A 20,290-nucleotide genomic window follows, 5' to 3' on the forward strand; every position below is an offset into this window, starting at 1 on the left:
TCTCAAGTTTGCTTTTTGTCAGTGGTGGATGTAGCTCAGTGGTAGAGCCCCGGATTGTGGCTCCGGTGGTCGTGGGTTCGATCCCCATCATCCACCCCATTGACAAGGCAGCATTAAAAGTTTCAGGTTCTGGTGGATGTAGCTCAGTGGTAGAGCCCCGGATTGTGGCTCCGGTGGTCGTGGGTTCGATCCCCATCATCCACCCCATTAACCTGTAATTTACTCTCTTATATCTCTTCTTCTTTTACAAAGCTCTCCAGCGTCTCTGCTAGTTAAATAAGCATTTCTTTTTTGGCTTTTTTAGCCCTTGTCTATTTTATACCCCTCTATCGCGGCATCACTTTAATCTGGTTACCTGCTGTAGCGGTAATAGGCTCCGGTTTGCCCAGCAAATACCCCTGTGCATAGTCAATTCCTAATGAGCGCAGCTTGTCCAGCGTTGCTTGATTCTCTACGTATTCGGCAACTGTATCGATATTGAGCGCTTTGCCAACGGCGTGAATCGCCTCTACCATGGCGCTATCAATCGGATCGTGGTGGATATTGCGGATAAAATTGCCATCAATCTTCAAATAGTCGACTGATAGCTGTTTTAAGTAGCTGAAAGAGGAGAGTCCGGTGCCAAAGTCGTCCAGCGCGAATCGGCAGCCGAGTGCTTTCAGCGCTTGAATCAGTTCGCTCACCTTTGAAAGCTGCGCAATGGCTGCACTTTCAGTAATTTCAAAACATAAGGTGCCTTCAGGTAACCCGGCGCGACGTACCTGCTGTACCAACTCCTGACAAAAATCGCTGTCTGATAGCGAATCCCCAGATAAATTAATACCCCAGTGGCCTATGGTATGGTTCTCCGCGCAGCGATAACGGTCACCCAACCACGCCAACGTGTTGCGAACCACCCAGCGATCAATTCTGACCATAAAGTGATAGCGTTCGGCGGCGGGTAGAAAACTGCCGGGTGTAATGAGTATGCCGTTCTCCTCCAAACGCAGTAAAATTTCCCGATAGCCCGGCCCGTTGCCGCATACGGCGCTAATCGGTTGCGCGTAAAGTCGAAAGGCGTCGTTATCTAGGGCATTTTGTAGCCGCTGAACCCACTGCAGTTCGCCGTGACGTTCTAGCAGCAGGTGGTCGTTAGGTTGATAGCAGTGAATGCGGTTGCGACCAGCCTCTTTGGCGGTGTAGCACGCTGCATCGGCTGCGTGTAGTGTGTCAGATAAGCGTCTGGGATGTTCCTTGTCGATCGCTACCAAGCCAATACTGACGCCAATACCAAACGTGTGCCCCTGCCAAGCAAAGCGAAAGTGATCAATGTCTCGGCGTACGGCTTCACAAATAATCTTGGCCTTTTCTAGTGGGCAGTCAGGTAGCACCAGGGCAAACTCATCGCCCCCCAGGCGGGCAACCGTATCGCTATTGCGCACATGGGCTTTGAGCTTCATGGAAACTTGGCGAAGCAGTTCGTCTCCTGCTAAATGACCACAGGTGTCGTTAACGATTTTGAACTGATCTAAGTCTAGATAGCAGAGCACATGATGATGCTCCGTTTGGGCAAGCAATTTAGTGAGCAGTGTCTCGAACGCGCGCCTGTTCAGGAGTCCGGTAAGGTTGTCATGGGTGGCTTGGTAGTTAAGCTGCTCTGATAGCTTGCGCGTCAGACTCACGTCTTGAAACACCACAACGGCCCCCAGCGTGATGCCACCGCGGGAACGGATAGGGGCGGCGCTATGCTGAATGGGATAGCGTTTGCTGGTGCGATGAACAAGCTGGCAGTGCTCGCTGTAATGAACCGCTCGGTGCTGGGTGAGCACTTGGCGGGCAGGATTGTTGATCGGTTCATCGCTTAGCTCGTCACGTAGTTGATAAACCGTCTGGATAGGCTTATTGGTGACTGCTTGAAGCGGCCAACCGGTTAATCGTTCGGCTTCCGCGTTCATAAACGTGATATTGCCGCTGGCGTCGCAGGTAATAACGCCGTCGCCAATGGAAGCCAGCGTGGTACGGGCGAGGTCGCGCTCACGGTTCAGCTGCTCTTGAAGCTGTTTGCGCTCGGTAATATCGCGCACCATTCCCGAACACTCTGAGACTGAACCAGCGGCTCCTTCGCTTACCTGAATTTCTAGGTAGCGCACCTGCTGATCATCCGTACGCAGTTTGATTTCATGCAGCGCCCCAGGCGCAAGCGGTTTATTAGGCAGTAGCGTGCTGACAGGCTGGCCAATCAACTGCTCCGCATTAACACCAAAGAGGGCTTCCGCTCCTGGGTTTAGGCCGGTCAGCGTTCCGTCGGCTTGCCAGGTAATCACACCGTCGCGAAGATTGCGTAACATCACCCGGGTGTGGCCTACCGCGCGTTCAAGCGCCGCAGATACGCGGTTGTAGCTTGCTGCAATTTCCCCGACCTCGGTAAATGGGTCGGCATCAATGCGTTGGCGCATATCCCCCTGTTTTTCGTGCTGGCGCATATGCTCCAGAAGCTGATGAAGCTCATTTTGAGCCCCGTGTTCTGCTAGGTTAAGCCCCATTTTTTCCGCATCTTTGGAGGCGCGAAGGGGTAAAAAACGCCTCGTGATACGAAATAGCAGCCAAGCAATCCCAAAACTCCATAGGCCACACACCACCACGCCCAGTAGTTGCACCGTGAATTGATCAAAACGGCTAAGCGAGGTACCTAATTTATTTAGATCTGCCAGCCAGGGTAGGGCCAGGGTGCCCCATAGGCCGGTCACCAAATGTGCGGGGATGGCTCCCACCGCATCATCAATACGCCGTTTTAATAGCCATTCGCTTGCCAGCACCATGAGTACGCCGCTAACGCCTCCCATTAAAAAGGCGGCTGGTAAGGAAAGCGCATGAGCGCCAGCGGTGACGGCGACCAAACCTGCAATTGCGCCGTTAATGGCGTACATCACATCCGCATAGCGGCGCACCCGCCAACCAACCAGCATGGCGGATAAGATGCCGCCTACGGCGCCCAACATGGTATTCGCGATAATGCCAGGCACCGAGCTATTCAATGCCAGCGTGCTACCACCATTAAAGCCGAACCAGCCCAGTACCATAAAAAGGGCACCCAGCATGGCAAGCGGTAAATTTCCAGCAGGAAACGCAGTAGGGGGCTTGTCTACTTGAAAGCGCCCCTCACGAGGGCCTATCACCAGCACAGCGGCTAACGCGACCCAGCCGCCTACGCTATGCACCACGGTGGCCCCGGCAAAATCAATAAACCCCAGCGCCGCTAGCCAGCCTGGCGTTCCGCCCAGCAGGCCGCCCCATGCCCAGTGGCCAAATACCGGGTAAATCAGTAGTGCAATCCAGAAGGCCGTCCATAAATAGCCAAGGAACGGCATCCGCTCGGCGACTGCGCCAGCCACGATGGTGGCTGCCGTTGCGCAAAACATGGCTTGAAAAATAAATACAGTGACAAGCCAGGTGTCGGTCGACTCCAGTTCCCATCCAAACAGTGAGCTACCCATCCAGCCTGATTGGGAAGTTCCAAACATCACCCCAAAACCGACCAGCCAAAAGACACTGACGGCAATGGCAAAATCCGCTAGGTTTTTCATAGCGACGTTAATGGCATTTTTTGTTCGTGTGGTGCCCGCTTCCAGGCAAAGAAAACCAGCCTGCATGACGAAAACCAGCGCAGCTGCCCACAGTACCCAAAGCATATCGATGAGTGTTGTATCAAAGCTGTCGGTCATTGGCGTGATCCTTGTGCTGATCTGGTGCAAGGTGAACACTGACATGGTGCATTGTTAGGAAAGATGTCTTCTATTAATGCCGCGCTGTGGCTTCTGTCGCGGAAGGTTTCTGGGGTGTTAAACGCAGTGTTAACTGAGATTAAGCAAATGTTATGCCGTGCTTAGCAAAGTCATCCTTAATTAAGCTTTTTGCGTCATAAAAGACTAAAAAAATGTCTAAAAATAGTGTTTATAACTGTGCAAAAGCTGTTTGATTGGTGATATTTTTCAATATGTTACTTGTGTGATTAACAGCATATGGCTGGGCAAACAATAGAGCGAGAGGAGTGCATCATAATGGCGCGTCAAACGGTGGTTTTAGGAGCAGGCATGGTGGGTGTCAGTATTGCTTGGCAGCTGCAAAAGCGTGGCTATCAAGTAACGCTGGTGGATCGCCGCCAGCCTGGACGCGAAACCTCGTTTGGAAACGCGGGCATTATCCAGCGTGAAGCAGTTAGGCCTTATCCGTTTCCCCGTGATATGAAAACGATATTGAGTGTGCTTCCAAACCGTCGGGTCGATATCCGTTACCGGCCTGCCGGTATGGTCAATGCGGCCTCGCCACTGCTGAGTTACTGGCACCACTCTTCGTCACGGCTCTACAAAAAAATCGTGCCTGAGTACGCCTCGTTAATTCAGCTCTGTTTGGACGCCCACGCGCCGATGATTGAGGCCGCTGGTGCTGAGCATCTAGTGCGTAAGGAAGGGTGGCTTGAAATCTATCGCACGCCGGAAAAGCTCGCTAAGCGAGTTAAAGAGGCTGAAGAAGCCCGCGAGCTTTACGGCGTACAGTTCACCGTTCTTGATCGCGAAGCGCTGAGTGAGAAGGAGCCGCAGCTAGGCAATAAAATCATCGGCGCTATTCACTGGCTAGACCCCTGGACAGTCGCTGACCCGGGTGGCTTAGTGGCTGCCTATGCGGCGTCTTTTGAAGCGATGGGCGGACAACTGGTACAAGCGGACATCACTGGTGTCACTCAGCAAAATGATCGCTGGAAAGTGACGACCAGTGCGGAGTCGTTTGAGGCTGAACAAGTTGTCATGGCCCTTGGCCCCTGGGCTGGCCAATGGATGAAGCCGCTGGGTTACCATTTCCCCACGTTTGTGAAACGTGGCTACCACATGCACTACGCGACACAGCCAACGGCCAAATTAAACTACTGGTTGATGGACGCCGAGATCGGTTATTTGCTGGCACCGATGAATGCAGGTGTGCGGCTGACGACGGGGGCAGAGCTAGACCGCCTTGAATCTCCTGCGGATGAAGAGCAGCTGGGCGCTGCCGAAAAAGTGGCGCGGACAATTTTCCCGCTAGGTGAGCGAAAAGATAGCGCGGCGTGGAAAGGCGCACGGCCTTGCTTGCCAGATATGAAGCCCGTTATTGGCCCAGCGCCACGCCATCCTGGCCTGTGGCTAGCGTTTGGACATGGCCACCAAGGGTTCACCCTCGGTCCGGCGACAGGCCAGCTGCTGGCGGACATGATGGAAAACAAACCAACCGCCATTGATATGGCACCGTTTCGGGCAGACCGGTTTTAAATATGACGCCGCAGCCTGTTACATAATGAAAAAGTACAAACATGGCCTAGGAAGGCTGGGTTTGCTAGGCTGAATGAGTCACTCAATAGATTGAGGTGCAATAATGGATGTCGCCGCAAGTAATGCAGTTAGCACGGCACTGTATATGAACCAGGCGCAAACTGCTGAGCAGGCACAAATGCAACTGTTCAAGCAAGCACTGGATATGCAGTCCGAACAAATTACCGAGGTGCTCGCCTCTGCAGATACCGGGGCACAGCCTAGCTTGGCTCAAGAAGGTAGTGTAGGCACCCAGGTAAACACCTACGCTTAACCCTTCTGTTGCTAGAGACCCCAAACGCCGACCCTGTCGGCGTTTTTTATATCTATCGGCACGGCGCCCCGCATGTGATGGTATGCCGTTGAAGGCGAGTTGCGTTACCATAGGCACACACAACGCCGAAGGTTTGGCGCTACGTTTTAAGTCATCACGTTGTACCATCTTAGAGAACTCCATGTCTGACGCCCAATTAGCGCGCGAAGCTGAGCTACGCCGTACCTTTGCGATTATTTCGCACCCTGATGCCGGTAAAACCACTATTACAGAAAAGATGCTGCTGTTCGGGAACGCGATTCAGCTGGCGGGTTCTGTGAAAAGTAAACGCAATGATCGTCATGCTACGTCTGACTGGATGAAGATGGAGCAAGAGCGCGGCATCTCGGTGACCACGTCGGTGATGCAGTTCCCCTATGGTGGGCGTATCGTCAACCTACTGGATACGCCGGGGCACGAAGACTTCTCTGAAGACACCTACCGCACGCTGACGGCGGTTGATTCCGCGCTGATGGTCATCGACGGTGCGAAAGGCGTCGAGGATCGCACCATCAAACTGATGGAAGTGTGTCGTCTGCGCACTACGCCTATCCTCACGTTTATCAACAAAATGGACCGCGATATCCGCGATCCTATTGAAGTGATGGACGAAGTAGAAACGGTATTGAACATCCAATGTGCGCCCATGACATGGCCCATTGGCATGGGGCGTCACTTTAAAGGGGTTTACCACCTCTATAATGATGTTATTCATCTCTATACCCAAGGTCAGGGTAGTCGCATACCTGATGACAAGCGTATTGAGGGGCTAGATAACCCAGAAGTTGACGCCGTGCTAGGTGAAGAGCAGGCGGAAGAGCTGCGTATGGAAGTAGACTTAGTACGGGGTGCTTCCCATGAGTTTGACTTGGAAGCCTATCGTCGTGGTGAGCTAACGCCGGTCTATTTTGGTACCGCTATGGGTAACTTCGGTGTGCGTGAAATGCTAGACGGCTTTGTCGAGCACGCGCCGGCTCCGCAGCCACGTGAAACTGATACGCGTGAAGTGACCGCCCACGATGATCGCTTCACTGGATTCGTATTTAAAATTCAGGCCAATATGGACCCGAATCACCGGGACCGTATCGCCTTCCTACGGGTGTGTTCCGGCAAGTACGAAAAGAACATGAAAATGCGCCATGTGCGCATTGGTAAAGACGTCAAAATCGCTGACGCCCTGACCTTTATGGCCTCAGACCGCTCTCAAGTGGAAGAGGCATGGCCGGGCGATATTATTGGCCTGCATAACCACGGCACTATTCAAATTGGTGATACGTTCACCGTGGGTGAAGATATGCGCTTTACCGGCATTCCTCACTTTGCGCCTGAACTTTTCAAGCGCGTGCGCCTGAAAGATCCGCTCAAGATGAAAGCGCTACAGAAAGGCCTGCAGCAGCTGTCGGAAGAGGGTGCCACCCAGGTCTTTATGCCGATGGATAACAACGACCTGATTCTAGGGGCGGTTGGTACGCTGCAGTTTGATGTTGTCGCTCACCGCTTGAAGGAAGAGTATAAGGTCGACTGTATTTATGAAGGCGTTAACGTGCAAACCGCCCGCTGGGTGTATTGCAACGATGCCAAAATGCTTGAAGAGTTTAAGCGCAAGGCCAGTACTAATCTCGCCATTGATGGCGGCGGTTACCTGACCTACATCGCGCCTACGCGGGTTAACCTGCAAATGACCCAGGAGCGCTGGCCGGATATTCGCTTCCAGTCTACCCGCGAGCATTAAACCCCTTAAAGAGGGCAATATGCTGATAGACGCCCACTGCCATTTGGATGTAGCGGGGTTCGATACGGATCGTGATGCCGTGATCGCCGCCGCCCAGGCAGTGGGCGTTTGCCGTTTTATTGTACCTGCCACGGTGCGTGCGCGTTGGCAAAACGTATTGGCGCTGGGTGAGCGTGACGATGTCAGCATCTGCCTAGGGCTTCACCCGTACTTCATTGAGCAGCACCAGCCAGATGATTTGAAAGCGCTCGAAACCCTCATACTTCAGCAGCTTGCTGGCGCTTGCCCAGCCCGGCCAGTCGCCATTGGCGAATGCGGTATTGATGGGCGCTTTACGGATAGCCTAAATGAGCAATGGCACTATTTCGATAAGCAGTTAAACATCGCTAAACGCTGTAAGCTGCCCGTGGTGGTGCACTGCGTTAAGGCAAATGATACGGTCAGCAAGCGGCTTCGTCAGCAAGCGCTGCCAGGCGCCGGGCTCGTTCACGCCTTTTCCGGTTCTTACGAGCAGGCCGTCAAGTTTTTGGATCTTGGTTATGTGCTGGGGCTGGGCGGTGCTGTGACCTATGAGCGCGCTCAAAAGTTACGCCGTGTGGTGGCAAAACTACCCGATGATGGGTTTGTGCTGGAAACTGACAGCCCCGATATGCCGTTAAGCGGTTATCAGGGCCAGCGGAATGAGCCTTCTCGGGTAATGCTGGTGGCTCAGGAGGTGGCGAGGTTACGTCGGCAATCTTTTGATACCGTAGCAGCGCTGAGCAGTGACAACGCCGCACGAGTATTTAAGTTAACTAACGATGAGTGAAAATCCTGACCTCAAGCAAGTTGAGCCGCGATCTGCTCCGGGTCCAAGCGCTCAATGGGGTAGGGCATCTCATACAGCGTGATAGGCTGCTGTTGCCAATAAACTGCTAAATTCTCTTCCATGACCTTGGTGTTCATCACCGTTAGCAACTCTACCTGCTGCTTGCCGCTAAATGCGCTGCTGACCACTTCTCCCAACGTCTTACCGTTGTCATCAAGCAGTGACTCGCCAATCTCAGGAAGGGTGGCCGCATTAATACTAGCGTGAACTAAGCGTTTTTTCACTTGGCCACGAAAGTGAGCGCGGGCGACGACTTCTTGGCCTGTATAGCACCCTTTTTTAAAGCTAATGCCGCCTAATGCTTCCCAGTTCAGCATTTGGGGGAGAAAGTGATCCTGCTGTTTAGCGGTAAGCCAAGCAAGACCGCTGCGAATATCTGCAAGCTGCCACTCGTTGTGTAAAGCATCATCACTGTTGACGAGGTCGCTGGCATCCTCTTCAAACATCAACAGCCAACGGGGTTTGCCGGGCATCCGCAACGCCGTTCCCTTTGAACTGGTAGTGTGGGTATAAGGTTGGTCGGGCAGCGTGATGTCTAGTTGATTGGCAAGCGTATCTGCAGGCTCGCTGGCGCCTGCAAACGTGACGCTGCCTACCACTGAAAGCTCTGCTTTATAGAAAGCGGCAAATTTTTTCAGATGGGTGAGCAGTCCCTCCGCAAGAGAGGCATCTAGTACCAAGCGGAAATGGTCGCTGCCGAGCCTCAATAACTGCCCATTGGCCAACATGCGCCCTTTAGGGGTACAGAAGCAGGTGAGCGGTGCGAAAGTGCCATTCGCCAATCCCACCTGTGCGCTAGTTTGGCCCTGTAAGAATTTCTCCGCATCGGCCCCTTTAATATCGAGCGCGGCATACTGGGTCAAACGTACGGCGCTGGGGGGCTGCGTGTTCGCGGTGGCCATAGTCACTCCTGGGCGTAGTTAGTGGGATGTGTCAGTAAAGCGTGCTTGTAAAAGTGTGGGCAGAATAGGCAGATTGCAAGGCCTTGGGAGCATGCTAGACTCTTTGTCCTGTATCAGGTTTGCATAGGTAATTTCCTGTATACAGTCCCATTGTATGTGAGTTGACAATTATTCAGCAAAGGACGCGGCATGGCAGTTCAATCATTAAGCTTTCAAGGCGTCACTACCGCCGAACAAGTTAACAAAATCACCACCGCACTGATGATGCTTGACGGCGTCGATAGCGCCGAAGTGGGGCGCTATGGGGCGGAAGTGGAAGGTCGTGCTAAGCGAGAAGCGCTAATTAAAGCGGTTGAAAAACTTAATCTTCGCATCAAGGTATCGTAATGCATCCGCCTATCGTGGTGATTAGCGAACGAAATAGTGTTTTTCGTCAGCGTATCGAGGTAAGTGGTATGGAAGATCTCTATGCCGACGTACCCACTGCGGTGGGGGGCGATGATAGTGCCCCGGACCCCCACGACTATTTCGATATCGCGTTGGGAACCTGTAAGGCAATTACGGTCCAAATGTACGCCAAGCGCAAACAGTGGCCACTGGAAGGCATCACCGTCAAGGTTCAACGTGACGATAGCGAGGAGCGCAAAGGCGTTTACAAGCTAGATGTGACGTTAGAATTGCATGGCATCAGCGATCCAGAACAGCGAGCAAAGCTGGAAGACATTAGCCACCGCTGTCCGATTCAGCGCCTGATGACCCAGGCAACGATAGAGATAGCGACCCATACCGCGTAGGCCTACTTCCTCAACAGGAGCAACGATGAGCAAGGAATTTCGTCTGCAGTCAAAATTTCAGCCTGCGGGCGACCAGCCTGCGGCCATACGCGGGTTGATCAGTGGTTTGGAATCCGGGCTTGCCCATCAAACGCTGCTCGGGGTCACCGGTTCAGGTAAAACCTTCACCATGGCCAATGTGGTGCAGCAACTTCAGCGGCCCACCATCGTGATGGCGCCGAACAAAACCCTGGCGGCACAGCTGTACGGCGAATTTAAATCGTTTTTCCCCGATAACGCTGTTGAGTACTTCGTCTCCTACTACGACTACTACCAGCCCGAAGCCTATGTGCCCTCGTCAGATACGTTTATTGAGAAGGATGCCTCAATCAATGACCATATTGAGCAGATGCGTCTTTCCGCTACGAAAGCGTTACTGGAGCGCCGTGATGCGCTAATCGTGGTATCTGTATCGGCGATCTACGGTTTGGGTGATCCAGACCAATACCTGAAGATGCGGCTGCATTTCACTCGTGGTGAGCTGATTGACCAACGCGCCTTCCTACGTCGCTTGGCAGAGCTTCAGTACACCCGCAACGATATGGATTTCCGTCGCGGTACTTACCGCGTGCGCGGCGACGTGATTGATATCTTCCCGGCGGATTCGGATGAGGAAGCGGTGCGCGTTGAGCTTTTCGACGACGAAATCGATTCTATCCGCTTATTTGACCCGCTCACTGGCGATGTGCGCGGGCAAGTCCCAAGGATGACGATTTACCCAAAATCCCACTACGTGACGCCTCGTGAGACCATTCTAGAAGCCATCGAATCCATCAAAGCAGAACTCAAAGAGCGCTTGGAGTGGCTGCGTAAGCACGAGCGTTTAGTAGAGGCCCAGCGGCTTGAGCAGCGTACGCTTTACGATATTGAGATGATGCTGGAGCTGGGGTACTGCAACGGTATTGAAAACTACTCTCGCTACCTCTCTGGCCGTGCACCTGGCGAGCCACCGCCCACGTTTTTTGATTACCTGCCGGATGATGCGCTGCTGTTTATCGATGAGTCACACGTGAGCGTGCCCCAAGTAGGCGGGATGTACAAAGGCGACCGTTCGCGTAAAGAGACACTGGTCGAGTATGGTTTCCGCCTGCCGTCAGCGTTGGATAACCGCCCCATGAAGTTTGAGGAGTGGGAGGCTATATCGCCACAAACGATCTTCGTATCCGCAACACCAGGCAACTATGAAGCTGAGCACGCAAGCCAGATCGTCGAACAAGTCGTTCGGCCAACAGGGCTACTGGATCCGCAAGTTGAAGTACGCCCGGCCAGCACGCAAGTCGATGATCTGCTGTCGGAGATCGGTTTGCGAACAGCGGTAGGCGAGCGGGTGCTCGTTACTACTTTAACCAAGCGCATGGCAGAAGACCTGACTGATTACCTTGATGAGCATGGTATTCGCGTGCGCTACTTACATTCCGATATTGATACGGTCGAGCGGGTGGAAATTATCCGTGACCTACGCCTGGGCAAGTTTGACGTGCTGGTGGGCATCAACTTGCTGCGGGAGGGGTTGGATATCCCTGAAGTCTCTTTGGTGGCGATTCTGGATGCCGATAAAGAGGGTTTCCTGCGCGCCGAACGCTCGTTAATTCAAACCATTGGTCGTGCAGCGCGTAACGCCAACGGTAAAGCGATTTTATATGGCGACCGCATTACGGACTCCATGCGGAAAGCAATTGATGAGACCGAGCGTCGGCGCCATAAACAGATGGCGCATAACGAGAAGCACGGCATTACCCCCACGACGGTTACCCGCTCGGTTGCAGATATCCTAGAAGCCGCGCAGACGCCAGGTAAGAAGAGCAGTCGGCGTAAGGGCAATGAGCGTAAGGTGGCCGAGCTTAAAGGTAGTTACGATGTGACTGCCATGAGTAAGCAAGACTTGCTCACGGCCATTAGTAAGCTTGAAGATGCCATGTTTGAAGCGGCTCAAAATCTCGAGTTTGAAGAAGCGGCGCGGTTGCGCGACCAGCTCCATCAAATGAAAGAGAAGCAGCTGGCGCTAGGATAAGCGATGTCTGAAGATCCAGAGATTCGCCGCGCAGCGATCGCATTGAAAAACAGATTGGCGGTTCAGCGTATTTGAGCGCGCCGGGCTCTCGTGCCATCGTTGCGGCAGTGTGATTGAGCGCATGATGGTCGGGTCTCGGCGGCTATACTCTTGCCCACAATGACAGCCTTCTCCTTAGGATAAATTTTATACCGTTATCTTAATAGCTATGTTCAAACAATCAGACCAAAGCGCTACGTAACAGCCAGCGGTTACTCGGTGCATTGGCTGCCGCGTGATTCTCAATACGGTATACTTCCCGCACACTTAGACGGCCGCGAAGGCTGCAGCCAAGACGATAACCGAGGAGCTGTTAATCCATGACCGTGATTCGCCAGGACGACGTGATCCAAAGCGTTGCCGATGCTCTGCAGTACATCTCTTACTACCACCCGAAAGATTTCATCGATGCAATGGCCGCCGCTTACGAGCGTGAAGAGAACCCCGCTGCAAAGGATGCCATCGCTCAGATTTTGATTAACTCGCGCATGTGCGCAACAGGGCACCGCCCAATTTGCCAGGATACCGGCATCGTGACAGTGTTCGTTCACGTAGGTATGAACGTCACATGGGACGCCGAGCTAAGCCTCGACGACATGATCAACGAAGGCGTGCGCCGCGCCTACCAACTGCCGGATAACGTACTGCGCGCCTCGGTTCTTGCCGACCCGGATGGCAAGCGCCAGAACACTAAAGACAACACGCCCGCCATCATTCACCACAAAATTGTGCCGGGCGATAAGGTCGATATTCATGTGGCAGCGAAGGGCGGCGGTAGCGAGGCGAAATCGAAGTTTGCCATGCTCAACCCCTCCGATAGCGTGGTCGACTGGGTGATGGAACAGCTTCCCAAAATGGGTGCTGGCTGGTGCCCGCCGGGTATGCTTGGCATTGGTATTGGCGGTACCGCTGAAAAAGCAATGGAAATTGCCAAAGAAGCGCTATTAGATCCTATCGATATTCAAGAGCTTCAGGCCCGTGGCGCAAGCAACCGTGCCGAAGAGCTGCGCCTTGAGCTGTTCGATAAGGTGAACAAAAGCGGTATTGGTGCCCAGGGCCTAGGTGGCCTGACCACGGTACTGGATATCAAAGTCAAAGATTATCCGACCCACGCTGCCAATAAGCCGGTGGCGATCATTCCCAACTGTGCAGCCACCCGGCATGCGCATTTCACGCTGGATGGCTCTGGCCCAGTAGCTTTACCGGCTCCGAAGCTGGAAGACTGGCCGGAGATTACCCGTGAAACGGGCGATAACGTCAAGCGTGTCAATTTAGACACTGTCACGCCCGAAGAAGTCAAAACCTGGCAGCCCGGTGATACACTGCTGTTAAACGGCAAACTGCTGACGGGCCGCGATGCTGCCCACAAGCGTATGGTGGATATGATCGCCAAAGGCGAGCCGCTGCCGGTCGACATGAAAGGGCGCTTTATCTATTACGTTGGCCCAGTCGACCCGGTCGGCAATGAAGTGGTTGGCCCTGCAGGCCCCACCACGGCCACACGCATGGATAAGTTCACTCGGACGATGCTGGAGGAGACTGGTTTGCTGGGTATGGTCGGCAAAGCAGAGCGCGGCCAAGCTGCCATTGAGGCGATCCGTGACAACCAAGCAGTGTATCTCATGGCGGTGGGTGGCTCTGCTTATCTGGTTGCCCAAGCGATCAAAAAGTCACGCGTGGTGGGCTTTGAAGACCTGGGAATGGAAGCCATCTACGAATTTGAGGTGGAAGACATGCCGGTCACGGTAGCGGTAGATAGCCAAGGCACCTCTGTTCACCAGACAGGCCCGGCTAAATGGAAAGAAATTATTGCCGAAAAAGCATGATACGCTGAGGTGATATAGGCGTTGCTTAACCACAGGAGCCCCGTTCTAACGGGGCTCCTGTTTATGGAGTAGTCAGAAATAACAGGTCCTAACGGATGGTGAGGAATAGCGAATGGCCTCTTGGTTGCTAGGGACAGGGATCATGCTGATTCACGTGCTGGGAATGATCTCGGCGGTGATGGCATTAATGTCGAGCCGTACGTCACAGGGTGCAGTGGCGTGGATTATCTCACTGCTAACCTTTCCCTATGCGGCGGTGCCAGCGTACTGGCTGTTTGGCAGGCCACGTTTTTATGGGTATGTGACGGCAAGAGGCGCCAGGGATTCGGTGTTGCGCCGAGTGCTCGCTCGCTATCGACATGACGTAAAGCCCCATGTCGCTATTTCCGAGAATACCGATATTCAAGCGGTTGAACAGTTGGCCATGATGCCACTGACGAAAGGCAATAGCACCGAGCTGTTAATTGATGGCGATGCCACTTTTGACAGCCTGTTTGCAGGCATTAATCAAGCGCAGGATTATCTACTGATCCAGTTCTTTATCGTTCGCGATGATGAGCTTGGGCGGCAGTTGCTGCAGCATTTAATAGCGGCGGTTAAACGCGGTGTGCGTGTCTACTTCCTATATGACGAAATTGGTAGCCGCAAGCTTAATGAGGGTTATTTAAAAGAGTTGAGTGAGAGTGGGGTAGAAGTAAGCCCTTTCCGTTCGTCTCGTGGGCTTAAACATCGCTTTCAACTTAATTTCCGCAACCATCGCAAAATCGCTGTTGTCGATGGTAAGCAAGGGTGGGTCGGTGGCTTCAATGTAGGCAACGAGTATCTGGGCAAGAGTGTGAAACATGGCCCTTGGCGCGATACTCACTTAAAAGTACAAGGCCCCTGTGTGCTAGGCCTGCAAGAAGCCTTCTGGGAAGATTGGCACTGGGCGACAGGCGCCGTGATTACGTTAAACTGGCACGCTGAAAGCCACCCACAGCAAGACCAGCAGGTAGTCATTGTGCCTTCCGGCCCAGCCGATAAACAGGATACGGCTGGATTACTTGTTCAGCAGCTGATTCATAGCGCTAACCAGCGGTTTTGGGTTACAAGCCCCTATTTCGTACCTGATCAGGGCGTCCAAGACTCTTTACGATTGGCAGCTATGCGAGGCGTCGACGTGCGCGTGATGATCCCGGAGCGCCCCGACCATTTGCTGGTATTCCTCTCTGCGTTCTCTTTTTTACCGGATATGTTAAAAGCGGGCGTAAAAATATACCGTTATCAACCTGGCTTTCTACATCAAAAAGTCATGCTTATCGACCATTCATCCGCCGCTGTAGGTACGGTGAATCTTGATAACCGATCGTTTCGGTTAAATTTTGAAATCACTGCGTTCATTCCCAGCGCCGATTTTGCCAACGATGTTGCCACCATGCTGGAAGCTGATTTTTCCAAGTGCCGCCGAGTGACTCTCGATGAAGTGAGTCAGCGCCCCATGTGGAAAAAAGTCGTGTCCCGTGCTGCTTATTTGATGGCACCCGTACAGTAATCGTTTGCCCCAACCAAATGACGCAAGCCATCAACGTTCAAATAACAGGAGTCATGGGTGAATCTAGAAACAAAATGGCTAGAAGACTTCGTCGCACTGGCGAATACCCGCAGTTTTTCTGCCTCTGCCCGACAGCGCCATGTCACCCAACCTGCATTTAGCCGGCGTATTCGGGCATTAGAGCAGGCAGTTGGCGTTACCTTAGTGGACCGATCAACGACGCCGATTGGCTTAACCTCAGAAGGGCAGCTATTTTTGGTGACTGCCCGCAACTTAGTCGAACAGTTAAACGAATCGCTCAGCCATTTGCGAGGGCTCTCCATTGCCAACGAAGCATTGGATATCGTCGCGGCGCACTCGTTAGCGCTCAGTTTTTATCCGCCGTGGATCTCTAGGCTACAAAAAGGGCTAGGGGAGTTGCCAACGCGTTTGGTTGCCATGAACGTCGGTGAAGCCATTCATGTGCTGCGTGAGGGGAACTGTGACTTAATGCTGGCTTACTACGACCCTTTCGCCACAATGCAATTAGATGCGGAGGTATTTCCTTCGTTTTCGATCGGCAAGGTCAAGATGCTTCCTGTTTCGCTGCCTGACGAGCATGGGAAACCGTTGTTCTCTTTGCAGCGCGATAGCTCCATTCCTTATCTGGCCTATACTCAGGGGGCGTTTCTAGGTCGCAGCGTGCGGATGCTGCTGAAAAACGACCCGCTGCGCATGAAGCTTAGAACGGTCTACGAAACCGCCATGGCTGAAGGTTTGAAGGGCATGGTATTACAGGGCGTAGGGGTTGCCTGGATTCCTGATTTCTGTATTCGTGAGGAGCTAAAAACCGGTAAGCTTGTGCGAGCAGGCGATGAGAGTTGGGACATTCCACTGGAAATTCGCCTCTATCGCTGCTCTCTGGTCCACAAGCCGGGAGTAGAGCGCCTATGGCGGCAGATGATGAAGCTGCCGCGTGATTTCCTGCAGGCTTAAAGGGACCCAAAATCCGCAGGCAGGCCGAGGAAATTCTGAATAATAAAGAAGTGATCCTCAAAGAGGCTCTCTGGCTCCAAGTCGGCGAGTGCCACCCAGCGGGCATGGTCGCCACCCTTGACGGGTTTAAGGCGCGGCAGCTGCTGGTCAGGCCGCAAAGCAAAGTAGAACGCTTCGGCCAGTGTGCGCCCTCGCCAGCTACGGTGGGGCTCATCAAACAGCCGCTGGCCACGCAGAGAGCCTTTCAATACCGGTTCTGGCACTTTTAAGCGCAACCGTTCACGCAGCTCACGCAAACAGGCATCTAGTAATCGCTCATGGGGATTGATAAACCCACCGGGCAGCGCGAATAGGCCTTTCCCTGGGGCCGCAGTACGCTTCACCAGTAATACGTGCCCTGATTGCACAACCACCGCGTTAACGGTGACAAAGATGGGTGGGTAGGGCGCCTGTGACCATGCTTGTCGATACTGATCGAGCAACTGCTGCTCTTCCAACAGTCGATGATAGGCCTCGCCTTTGCAGAATTTACCCACGCTTTCTACCACGCCAGGGGGCAAGTCATGGTAAGCCCCCGTACTGAGGTAATCATTGGTTGAGCCAGGTGAGCGGAAAAGCCGCTCCCTAATTTGGCTGGCCGAAATGCCCTCCACGAGCGGTACGCTCACCGACTCCCATTGGGGAAAAAGCGATAAATAGTAGCTGGACTGCCCACGACTTGCGCCGATTAGACCAATCCTTGGCAACCGTGCATTGGCGGGAGCTGCTAAATCGCGCACTTTCCGCTGTACGTCCCTGACCCATACATCGTCGTTGTAAAGCGCATCCAGAAGCGGAGTGATTTCAAGTCGTTGATTATCCGCATTATCAAATCCTGAGCGGATCATGGCTTGGCGCTCATCAAAATGCCACGGGTTACGAAGCGAGCGCGCCTGCCAGGAGGAGCCCACCATGACGATTACCTGTCGAGCCTGTTTAAGGGCTTCGCAGATGATGGCAAGGTGGCCTAAATGGGGAGGCTGAAAGCGACCAATAAATACTAAGCAATCAAAGTCATAAGGCGTTACAGACCGAGCTGCATCTGAGTTCATTGCGTGTCCTTGATTGCTGAAAATGTGAGAATAAAGCGTTGCCATTATGGTCGGCCCCATCAGCCTCTGCAACGCAATCATACCTGCGCTGAGCGTTTTCATTGGGTATGCTTATTGATTAATCAGTATATAAGCGTTGTATGAAAACTCTGTGATTTGCTTTTAAGGGAATGATGATGCTTAAGTGCACGCTCGTTTTTTGGTGGAAGGTAATTCAAGATGCAACGTCACTCTGGCTTGAGCGTAACGCGTTTAGCTACGCTGGGTCGCTGGCGTTCTACACGCTGTTCTCGTTAGCTCCCACGGTGATTATTGCGGTTACAGTGATTGGCGTGGTCCTCGGCGAAGAGGCGGCTCATGGTCAGATCGTGGCGCAGTTACAAGGAACCTTAGGCACAGAAGCTGCCTTGGCAATAGAGCAGGCGGTTGCCCAGTCTCGCATTGAAGAGTCGGGGGTTCTGCCCACAATTCTTGGCTTTATTGCCCTTGTAATCGGTGCAACGACCGTATTTGCGCAGATGCAGTTCTCGCTGAATACCATTTGGGGGGTTAGAGCGAAGCCAAATAGCAACAGCGCACTTATTTTTATCAAAAACCGTTTGTTATCGTTAACCGTTGTACTGTCTATCGGCTTTATTTTGCTGGTGTCGCTAGTGCTTGGAGTGGTGCTTCGCGGCATGCTAGACGCGACAAACGACCTGTTGCCATTTGCAAGCCTACTAACCACCACCGCCGAGTCGTTAATATCACTTGCCATGGTCGCTCTGCTGTTTGCGACTATTTTTAAAGTGCTGCCCGATGTAGTGCTTCGCTGGCAGGATGTATTCATTGGTGCGGTGGTGACAGCAGTGCTGTTTACCATTGGTCGCAGTGTTATTACCATTTACCTCGCCTACACGGCCACGGCATCCACCTATGGTGCGGCGGGTTCGGTGGTTATGATTTTACTATGGGTATACTACAGCTCGCTTATCTTACTCTTTGGTGCAGCGTTCACGCGCTCGTTGCTACTACGACGTGGGCGTCCACTGGTGCCCCGCAATAGCGCTGTTCTGGTTAAGCATGAGCTGCTTTAACGACGGAGGAGTTTGTCATGGCCCATTGCTGCGTACGTGCCTACATAACAGGAAAAGTGCAGGGAGTATGGTACCGGCGTGCCACTCAAGAGCAGGCATTGATGCGTGGCTTAACCGGCTACGCTAAGAACCTGCCTGATGGCAGGGTTGAAGTGCTAATGTGCGGGCCCTCTTCAGCCGTTGCCGAGCTTAGCCAATGGCTTTGGCAGGGCCCAGAAGGGGCGCGGGTGACCCATGTCACACTTGAAACACTGGATGCTCATCACCACGCTCCTGACCACTTTTCGACCTATTAGGCACACGTTTAGTGTGCCTAGCTGGCAAGTTAGTGATTCTCTGTCTGCCACGCACGAATATTGTCGGCGGTTAAGCCGACGATGTTTTGCCGTGCTTCGGGCGTGATCCACGCGTTGTGCGGCGTTACGATCAGATTGAGGGGTTCTGCATTCGCCAGCGCATCTAATAGTGCGTGTCCATCTTTGGGTGGTTCGACAGGTAGCACATCGACGGCTAGACCACCGATGCTACCGCTACGAAGCGCTTCCAGCGCGGCTTCTTCATCAATAATACCGCCACGAGCGCAATTGACGATTAGCAGTGACGGCTTTGCTTTCGCTAGACGCTCTTTATTGAGAAGGTGCTTAGTAGCATCGTTCAGTGGGCAGTGCAGGCTAATCACATCTGCCGAGGGCAGTAGGTCATCCAGCGAAGGTCGCTGATCGTTTTGCTCGTTGCCAGGACGGGCGGCAAATGTGACCTGCATACCAAACGCCTCTGCAAGCCGAGCCACTTCAGACCCCAGCTCTCCTTGACCCACCATCACCAACTGCTTGCCAGCAAGCTGGAGTGTTGGGTGATCTTGTAAGCAGAAAAAATCACTCGCTTGCCATTTCCCATCGGCAATATCCGCTTGATAGCGGGGTAAGCGATTCGCCAGTGATAACATCAGCATCAGCGTGTGCTGCGACACACTAGCGGTGCCATAGGCCGACACGTTTTTAACTGTAATGTTGTGGGCTTTGGCAGCATCTAGGTCAATGTTATTCAAGCCAGTGGCCAGCACGCAGATCAATCGTAACGAAGGAAGCTGTGAAAGCGTCTCAGCATCCAGCCTTACTTTATTGACGATGGCAATTTCGGCATCTGCTAGGCGTTCACGCGCCTGCGCTGTGGTGCTTTGCTGATGTATTTCTAAGTGCGTGACGGCATCACGAATAGCCGTCAAATCAATGTCAGGGCCAAGGCTTTGGGCATCCAGTATGACCGCATTGGGCATTTTATTTCTCCATTAACTGCCGAAAGCCGCTTGGCCTTGCTCGGCAGGGGGCACAAAAGGGTATAATGACCGCTCTATCGACCGCAGTCTTGGAATTTATCTCGACAGGCCACATATTGTCAGCCTGGTAACATTAAGTTTGCCACGACACTGTCAACATAAAACCTGTCGGAGTTGAGCTTTTCAGGAGCCATCAACATGCCCATCTATGAGTACGAGTGCAAGGCCTGCGGCCATCGCATGGAAAAACTTCAGAAAATTAGCGCCGATCCGTTAACAAGCTGTCCTGCGTGTCAGCAAGATGATCTAGAGCGCTTGGTCTCAGCAGCCGGGTTCCGCTTAGCGGGTGGCGGTTGGTACGAAACTGATTTCAAAACAGGTAGCAAAAAGAATTTAGCTGCCGACGGTCAAGCAGCGGGTAGCGCGAAAGGCGATGTCGGCAGCACGTCAACGAAAAAAGGCGCCGCGGCGTAGCCGCGGCTGTCAGGGCCTTTAAAGG

17 protein-coding genes, 2 tRNA genes and 1 pseudogene are annotated in these 20,290 nt (G+C 53.1%); 16 read left to right on the forward strand and 4 right to left on the reverse strand.

The annotated features are described in order from the left end of the window. The first annotated feature begins 24 nt into the window (after positions 1-24). Positions 25-99 (forward strand) — tRNA-His (locus tag NH344_RS05115). A 33-nt stretch (positions 100-132) separates the two neighbouring features. Next, positions 133-207 (forward strand) — tRNA-His (locus NH344_RS05120). A gap of 119 nt (positions 208-326) precedes the next feature. Here NH344_RS05120 and amt read toward each other — a convergent pair. Then, positions 327-3,701: an ammonium transporter gene (gene amt / locus NH344_RS05125; protein WP_253027599.1), complete on the reverse strand. Its 3,375-nt coding sequence runs from the start codon at positions 3,699-3,701 to the stop codon at positions 327-329. A 336-nt stretch (positions 3,702-4,037) separates the two neighbouring features. Here amt and NH344_RS05130 point away from each other — a divergent pair, with 336 nt between their 5' ends. From NH344_RS05130 to NH344_RS05145, 4 genes are all read left to right on the forward strand, one after another. Further along, positions 4,038-5,279: an FAD-dependent oxidoreductase gene (locus tag NH344_RS05130; protein ID WP_172416137.1), complete on the forward strand. Its 1,242-nt coding sequence runs from the start codon at positions 4,038-4,040 to the stop codon at positions 5,277-5,279. 103 nt (positions 5,280-5,382) lie between these two features. Beyond that, the gene (locus NH344_RS05135) at positions 5,383-5,592 is read left to right on the forward strand and encodes a putative motility protein (RefSeq protein ID WP_054641201.1); all 210 of its coding nucleotides are present in this window, start codon (positions 5,383-5,385) and stop codon (positions 5,590-5,592) included. 181 nt (positions 5,593-5,773) lie between these two features. After that, positions 5,774-7,363, forward strand: coding sequence for a peptide chain release factor 3 (locus NH344_RS05140; protein WP_044630090.1), 1,590 nt, complete (start codon positions 5,774-5,776; stop codon positions 7,361-7,363). A gap of 19 nt (positions 7,364-7,382) precedes the next feature. Next, entirely contained in the window at positions 7,383-8,171 is a 789-nt protein-coding gene (locus NH344_RS05145; protein WP_213262004.1) for a TatD family hydrolase, read from the forward strand. A gap of 11 nt (positions 8,172-8,182) precedes the next feature. On the opposite strand, the gene NH344_RS05150 is transcribed toward NH344_RS05145, so the two are convergent. Next, on the reverse strand, positions 8,183-9,133 hold the full coding sequence (locus NH344_RS05150) for a folate-binding protein (RefSeq protein ID WP_253027600.1): 951 nt from the start codon (positions 9,131-9,133) through the stop codon (positions 8,183-8,185). Positions 9,134-9,322: 189 nt separating this feature from the next. Here NH344_RS05150 and NH344_RS05155 point away from each other — a divergent pair, with 189 nt between their 5' ends. The 7 genes and pseudogenes from NH344_RS05155 (at position 9,323) to NH344_RS05185 (ending at position 16,348) form a co-directional block, all read left to right on the forward strand. Continuing rightward, a complete protein-coding gene (locus NH344_RS05155; RefSeq protein WP_044630087.1) occupies positions 9,323-9,520 on the forward strand; it encodes a hypothetical protein in 198 nt (65 codons plus the stop codon). Next, positions 9,520-9,927, forward strand: coding sequence for an OsmC family protein (locus tag NH344_RS05160; RefSeq protein ID WP_044630086.1), 408 nt, complete (start codon positions 9,520-9,522; stop codon positions 9,925-9,927). Before NH344_RS05155 ends, NH344_RS05160 begins: the two co-directional genes overlap by 1 nt. A 25-nt stretch (positions 9,928-9,952) precedes the next feature. Continuing rightward, positions 9,953-11,977: an excinuclease ABC subunit UvrB gene (gene uvrB / locus NH344_RS05165; RefSeq protein WP_089674439.1), complete on the forward strand. Its 2,025-nt coding sequence runs from the start codon at positions 9,953-9,955 to the stop codon at positions 11,975-11,977. A gap of 55 nt (positions 11,978-12,032) precedes the next feature. Then, positions 12,033-12,140 (forward strand): annotated as a pseudogene (locus NH344_RS05170) (endonuclease VIII); the annotation flags it as partial. Between the two features lie 196 nt (positions 12,141-12,336). Then, positions 12,337-13,842, forward strand: coding sequence for a fumarate hydratase (locus tag NH344_RS05175; protein WP_058577954.1), 1,506 nt, complete (start codon positions 12,337-12,339; stop codon positions 13,840-13,842). 112 nt (positions 13,843-13,954) lie between these two features. Further along, the gene (gene cls, locus NH344_RS05180) at positions 13,955-15,373 is read left to right on the forward strand and encodes a cardiolipin synthase (protein ID WP_137094603.1); all 1,419 of its coding nucleotides are present in this window, start codon (positions 13,955-13,957) and stop codon (positions 15,371-15,373) included. Between the two features lie 57 nt (positions 15,374-15,430). After that, positions 15,431-16,348 (forward strand): LysR substrate-binding domain-containing protein, encoded by a 918-nt coding sequence (locus tag NH344_RS05185; protein ID WP_044630082.1) that lies wholly within the window; start codon positions 15,431-15,433, stop codon positions 16,346-16,348. Here the strand turns inward: NH344_RS05185 and NH344_RS05190 are convergent. Continuing rightward, positions 16,345-17,439: a bifunctional nicotinamide-nucleotide adenylyltransferase/Nudix hydroxylase gene (locus NH344_RS05190; protein ID WP_253027601.1), complete on the reverse strand. Its 1,095-nt coding sequence runs from the start codon at positions 17,437-17,439 to the stop codon at positions 16,345-16,347. The two genes, NH344_RS05185 and NH344_RS05190, sit on opposite strands and share 4 nt — an antisense overlap. 176 nt (positions 17,440-17,615) lie before the next feature. Here NH344_RS05190 and NH344_RS05195 point away from each other — a divergent pair, with 176 nt between their 5' ends. Next, a complete protein-coding gene (locus NH344_RS05195; protein ID WP_230834197.1) occupies positions 17,616-18,515 on the forward strand; it encodes a YihY/virulence factor BrkB family protein in 900 nt (299 codons plus the stop codon). Positions 18,516-18,532: 17 nt separating this feature from the next. Beyond that, positions 18,533-18,811 (forward strand): acylphosphatase, encoded by a 279-nt coding sequence (locus tag NH344_RS05200; RefSeq protein ID WP_054641203.1) that lies wholly within the window; start codon positions 18,533-18,535, stop codon positions 18,809-18,811. 29 nt (positions 18,812-18,840) lie between these two features. Here the strand turns inward: NH344_RS05200 and NH344_RS05205 are convergent, their stop codons facing one another. Further along, positions 18,841-19,791, reverse strand: a complete 951-nt coding sequence (locus NH344_RS05205) for a D-2-hydroxyacid dehydrogenase (RefSeq protein WP_044630078.1) — start codon at positions 19,789-19,791, stop codon at positions 18,841-18,843. 198 nt (positions 19,792-19,989) lie between these two features. On the opposite strand from NH344_RS05205, the gene NH344_RS05210 reads away from it, so the two are divergent. Then, positions 19,990-20,265, forward strand: a complete 276-nt coding sequence (locus NH344_RS05210; protein ID WP_054641204.1) for a zinc ribbon domain-containing protein — start codon at positions 19,990-19,992, stop codon at positions 20,263-20,265. Positions 20,266-20,290 lie beyond the last annotated feature (25 nt).

This window comes from Halomonas sp. Ps84H-12, from assembly GCF_024124725.1.
Lineage (GTDB): Bacteria > Pseudomonadota > Gammaproteobacteria > Pseudomonadales > Halomonadaceae > Vreelandella > Vreelandella aquamarina.

Bases quoted from the DNA above. Each gene is read 5' to 3' on its own strand.
- NH344_RS05200 (WP_054641203.1), top strand. From the start codon at position 18,533: ATGGCCCATTGCTGCGTACGTGCCTACATAACAGGAAAAGTGCAGGGA.
- NH344_RS05140 (WP_044630090.1), top strand. From the start codon at position 5,774: ATGTCTGACGCCCAATTAGCGCGCGAAGCTGAGCTACGCCGTACCTTT.
- NH344_RS05210 (WP_054641204.1), top strand. From the start codon at position 19,990: ATGCCCATCTATGAGTACGAGTGCAAGGCCTGCGGCCATCGCATGGAA.
- NH344_RS05195 (WP_230834197.1), top strand. From the start codon at position 17,616: ATGCTTAAGTGCACGCTCGTTTTTTGGTGGAAGGTAATTCAAGATGCA.
- NH344_RS05130 (WP_172416137.1), top strand. From the start codon at position 4,038: ATGGCGCGTCAAACGGTGGTTTTAGGAGCAGGCATGGTGGGTGTCAGT.
- NH344_RS05160 (WP_044630086.1), top strand. From the start codon at position 9,520: ATGCATCCGCCTATCGTGGTGATTAGCGAACGAAATAGTGTTTTTCGT.
- NH344_RS05175 (WP_058577954.1), top strand. From the start codon at position 12,337: ATGACCGTGATTCGCCAGGACGACGTGATCCAAAGCGTTGCCGATGCT.
- uvrB (WP_089674439.1), top strand. From the start codon at position 9,953: ATGAGCAAGGAATTTCGTCTGCAGTCAAAATTTCAGCCTGCGGGCGAC.
- NH344_RS05145 (WP_213262004.1), top strand. From the start codon at position 7,383: ATGCTGATAGACGCCCACTGCCATTTGGATGTAGCGGGGTTCGATACG.
- NH344_RS05155 (WP_044630087.1), top strand. From the start codon at position 9,323: ATGGCAGTTCAATCATTAAGCTTTCAAGGCGTCACTACCGCCGAACAA.
- NH344_RS05135 (WP_054641201.1), top strand. From the start codon at position 5,383: ATGGATGTCGCCGCAAGTAATGCAGTTAGCACGGCACTGTATATGAAC.
- cls (WP_137094603.1), top strand. From the start codon at position 13,955: ATGGCCTCTTGGTTGCTAGGGACAGGGATCATGCTGATTCACGTGCTG.
- NH344_RS05150 (WP_253027600.1), bottom strand. From the start codon at position 9,133: ATGGCCACCGCGAACACGCAGCCCCCCAGCGCCGTACGTTTGACCCAG.
- NH344_RS05205 (WP_044630078.1), bottom strand. From the start codon at position 19,791: ATGCCCAATGCGGTCATACTGGATGCCCAAAGCCTTGGCCCTGACATT.
- amt (WP_253027599.1), bottom strand. From the start codon at position 3,701: ATGACCGACAGCTTTGATACAACACTCATCGATATGCTTTGGGTACTG.
- NH344_RS05190 (WP_253027601.1), bottom strand. From the start codon at position 17,439: ATGAACTCAGATGCAGCTCGGTCTGTAACGCCTTATGACTTTGATTGC.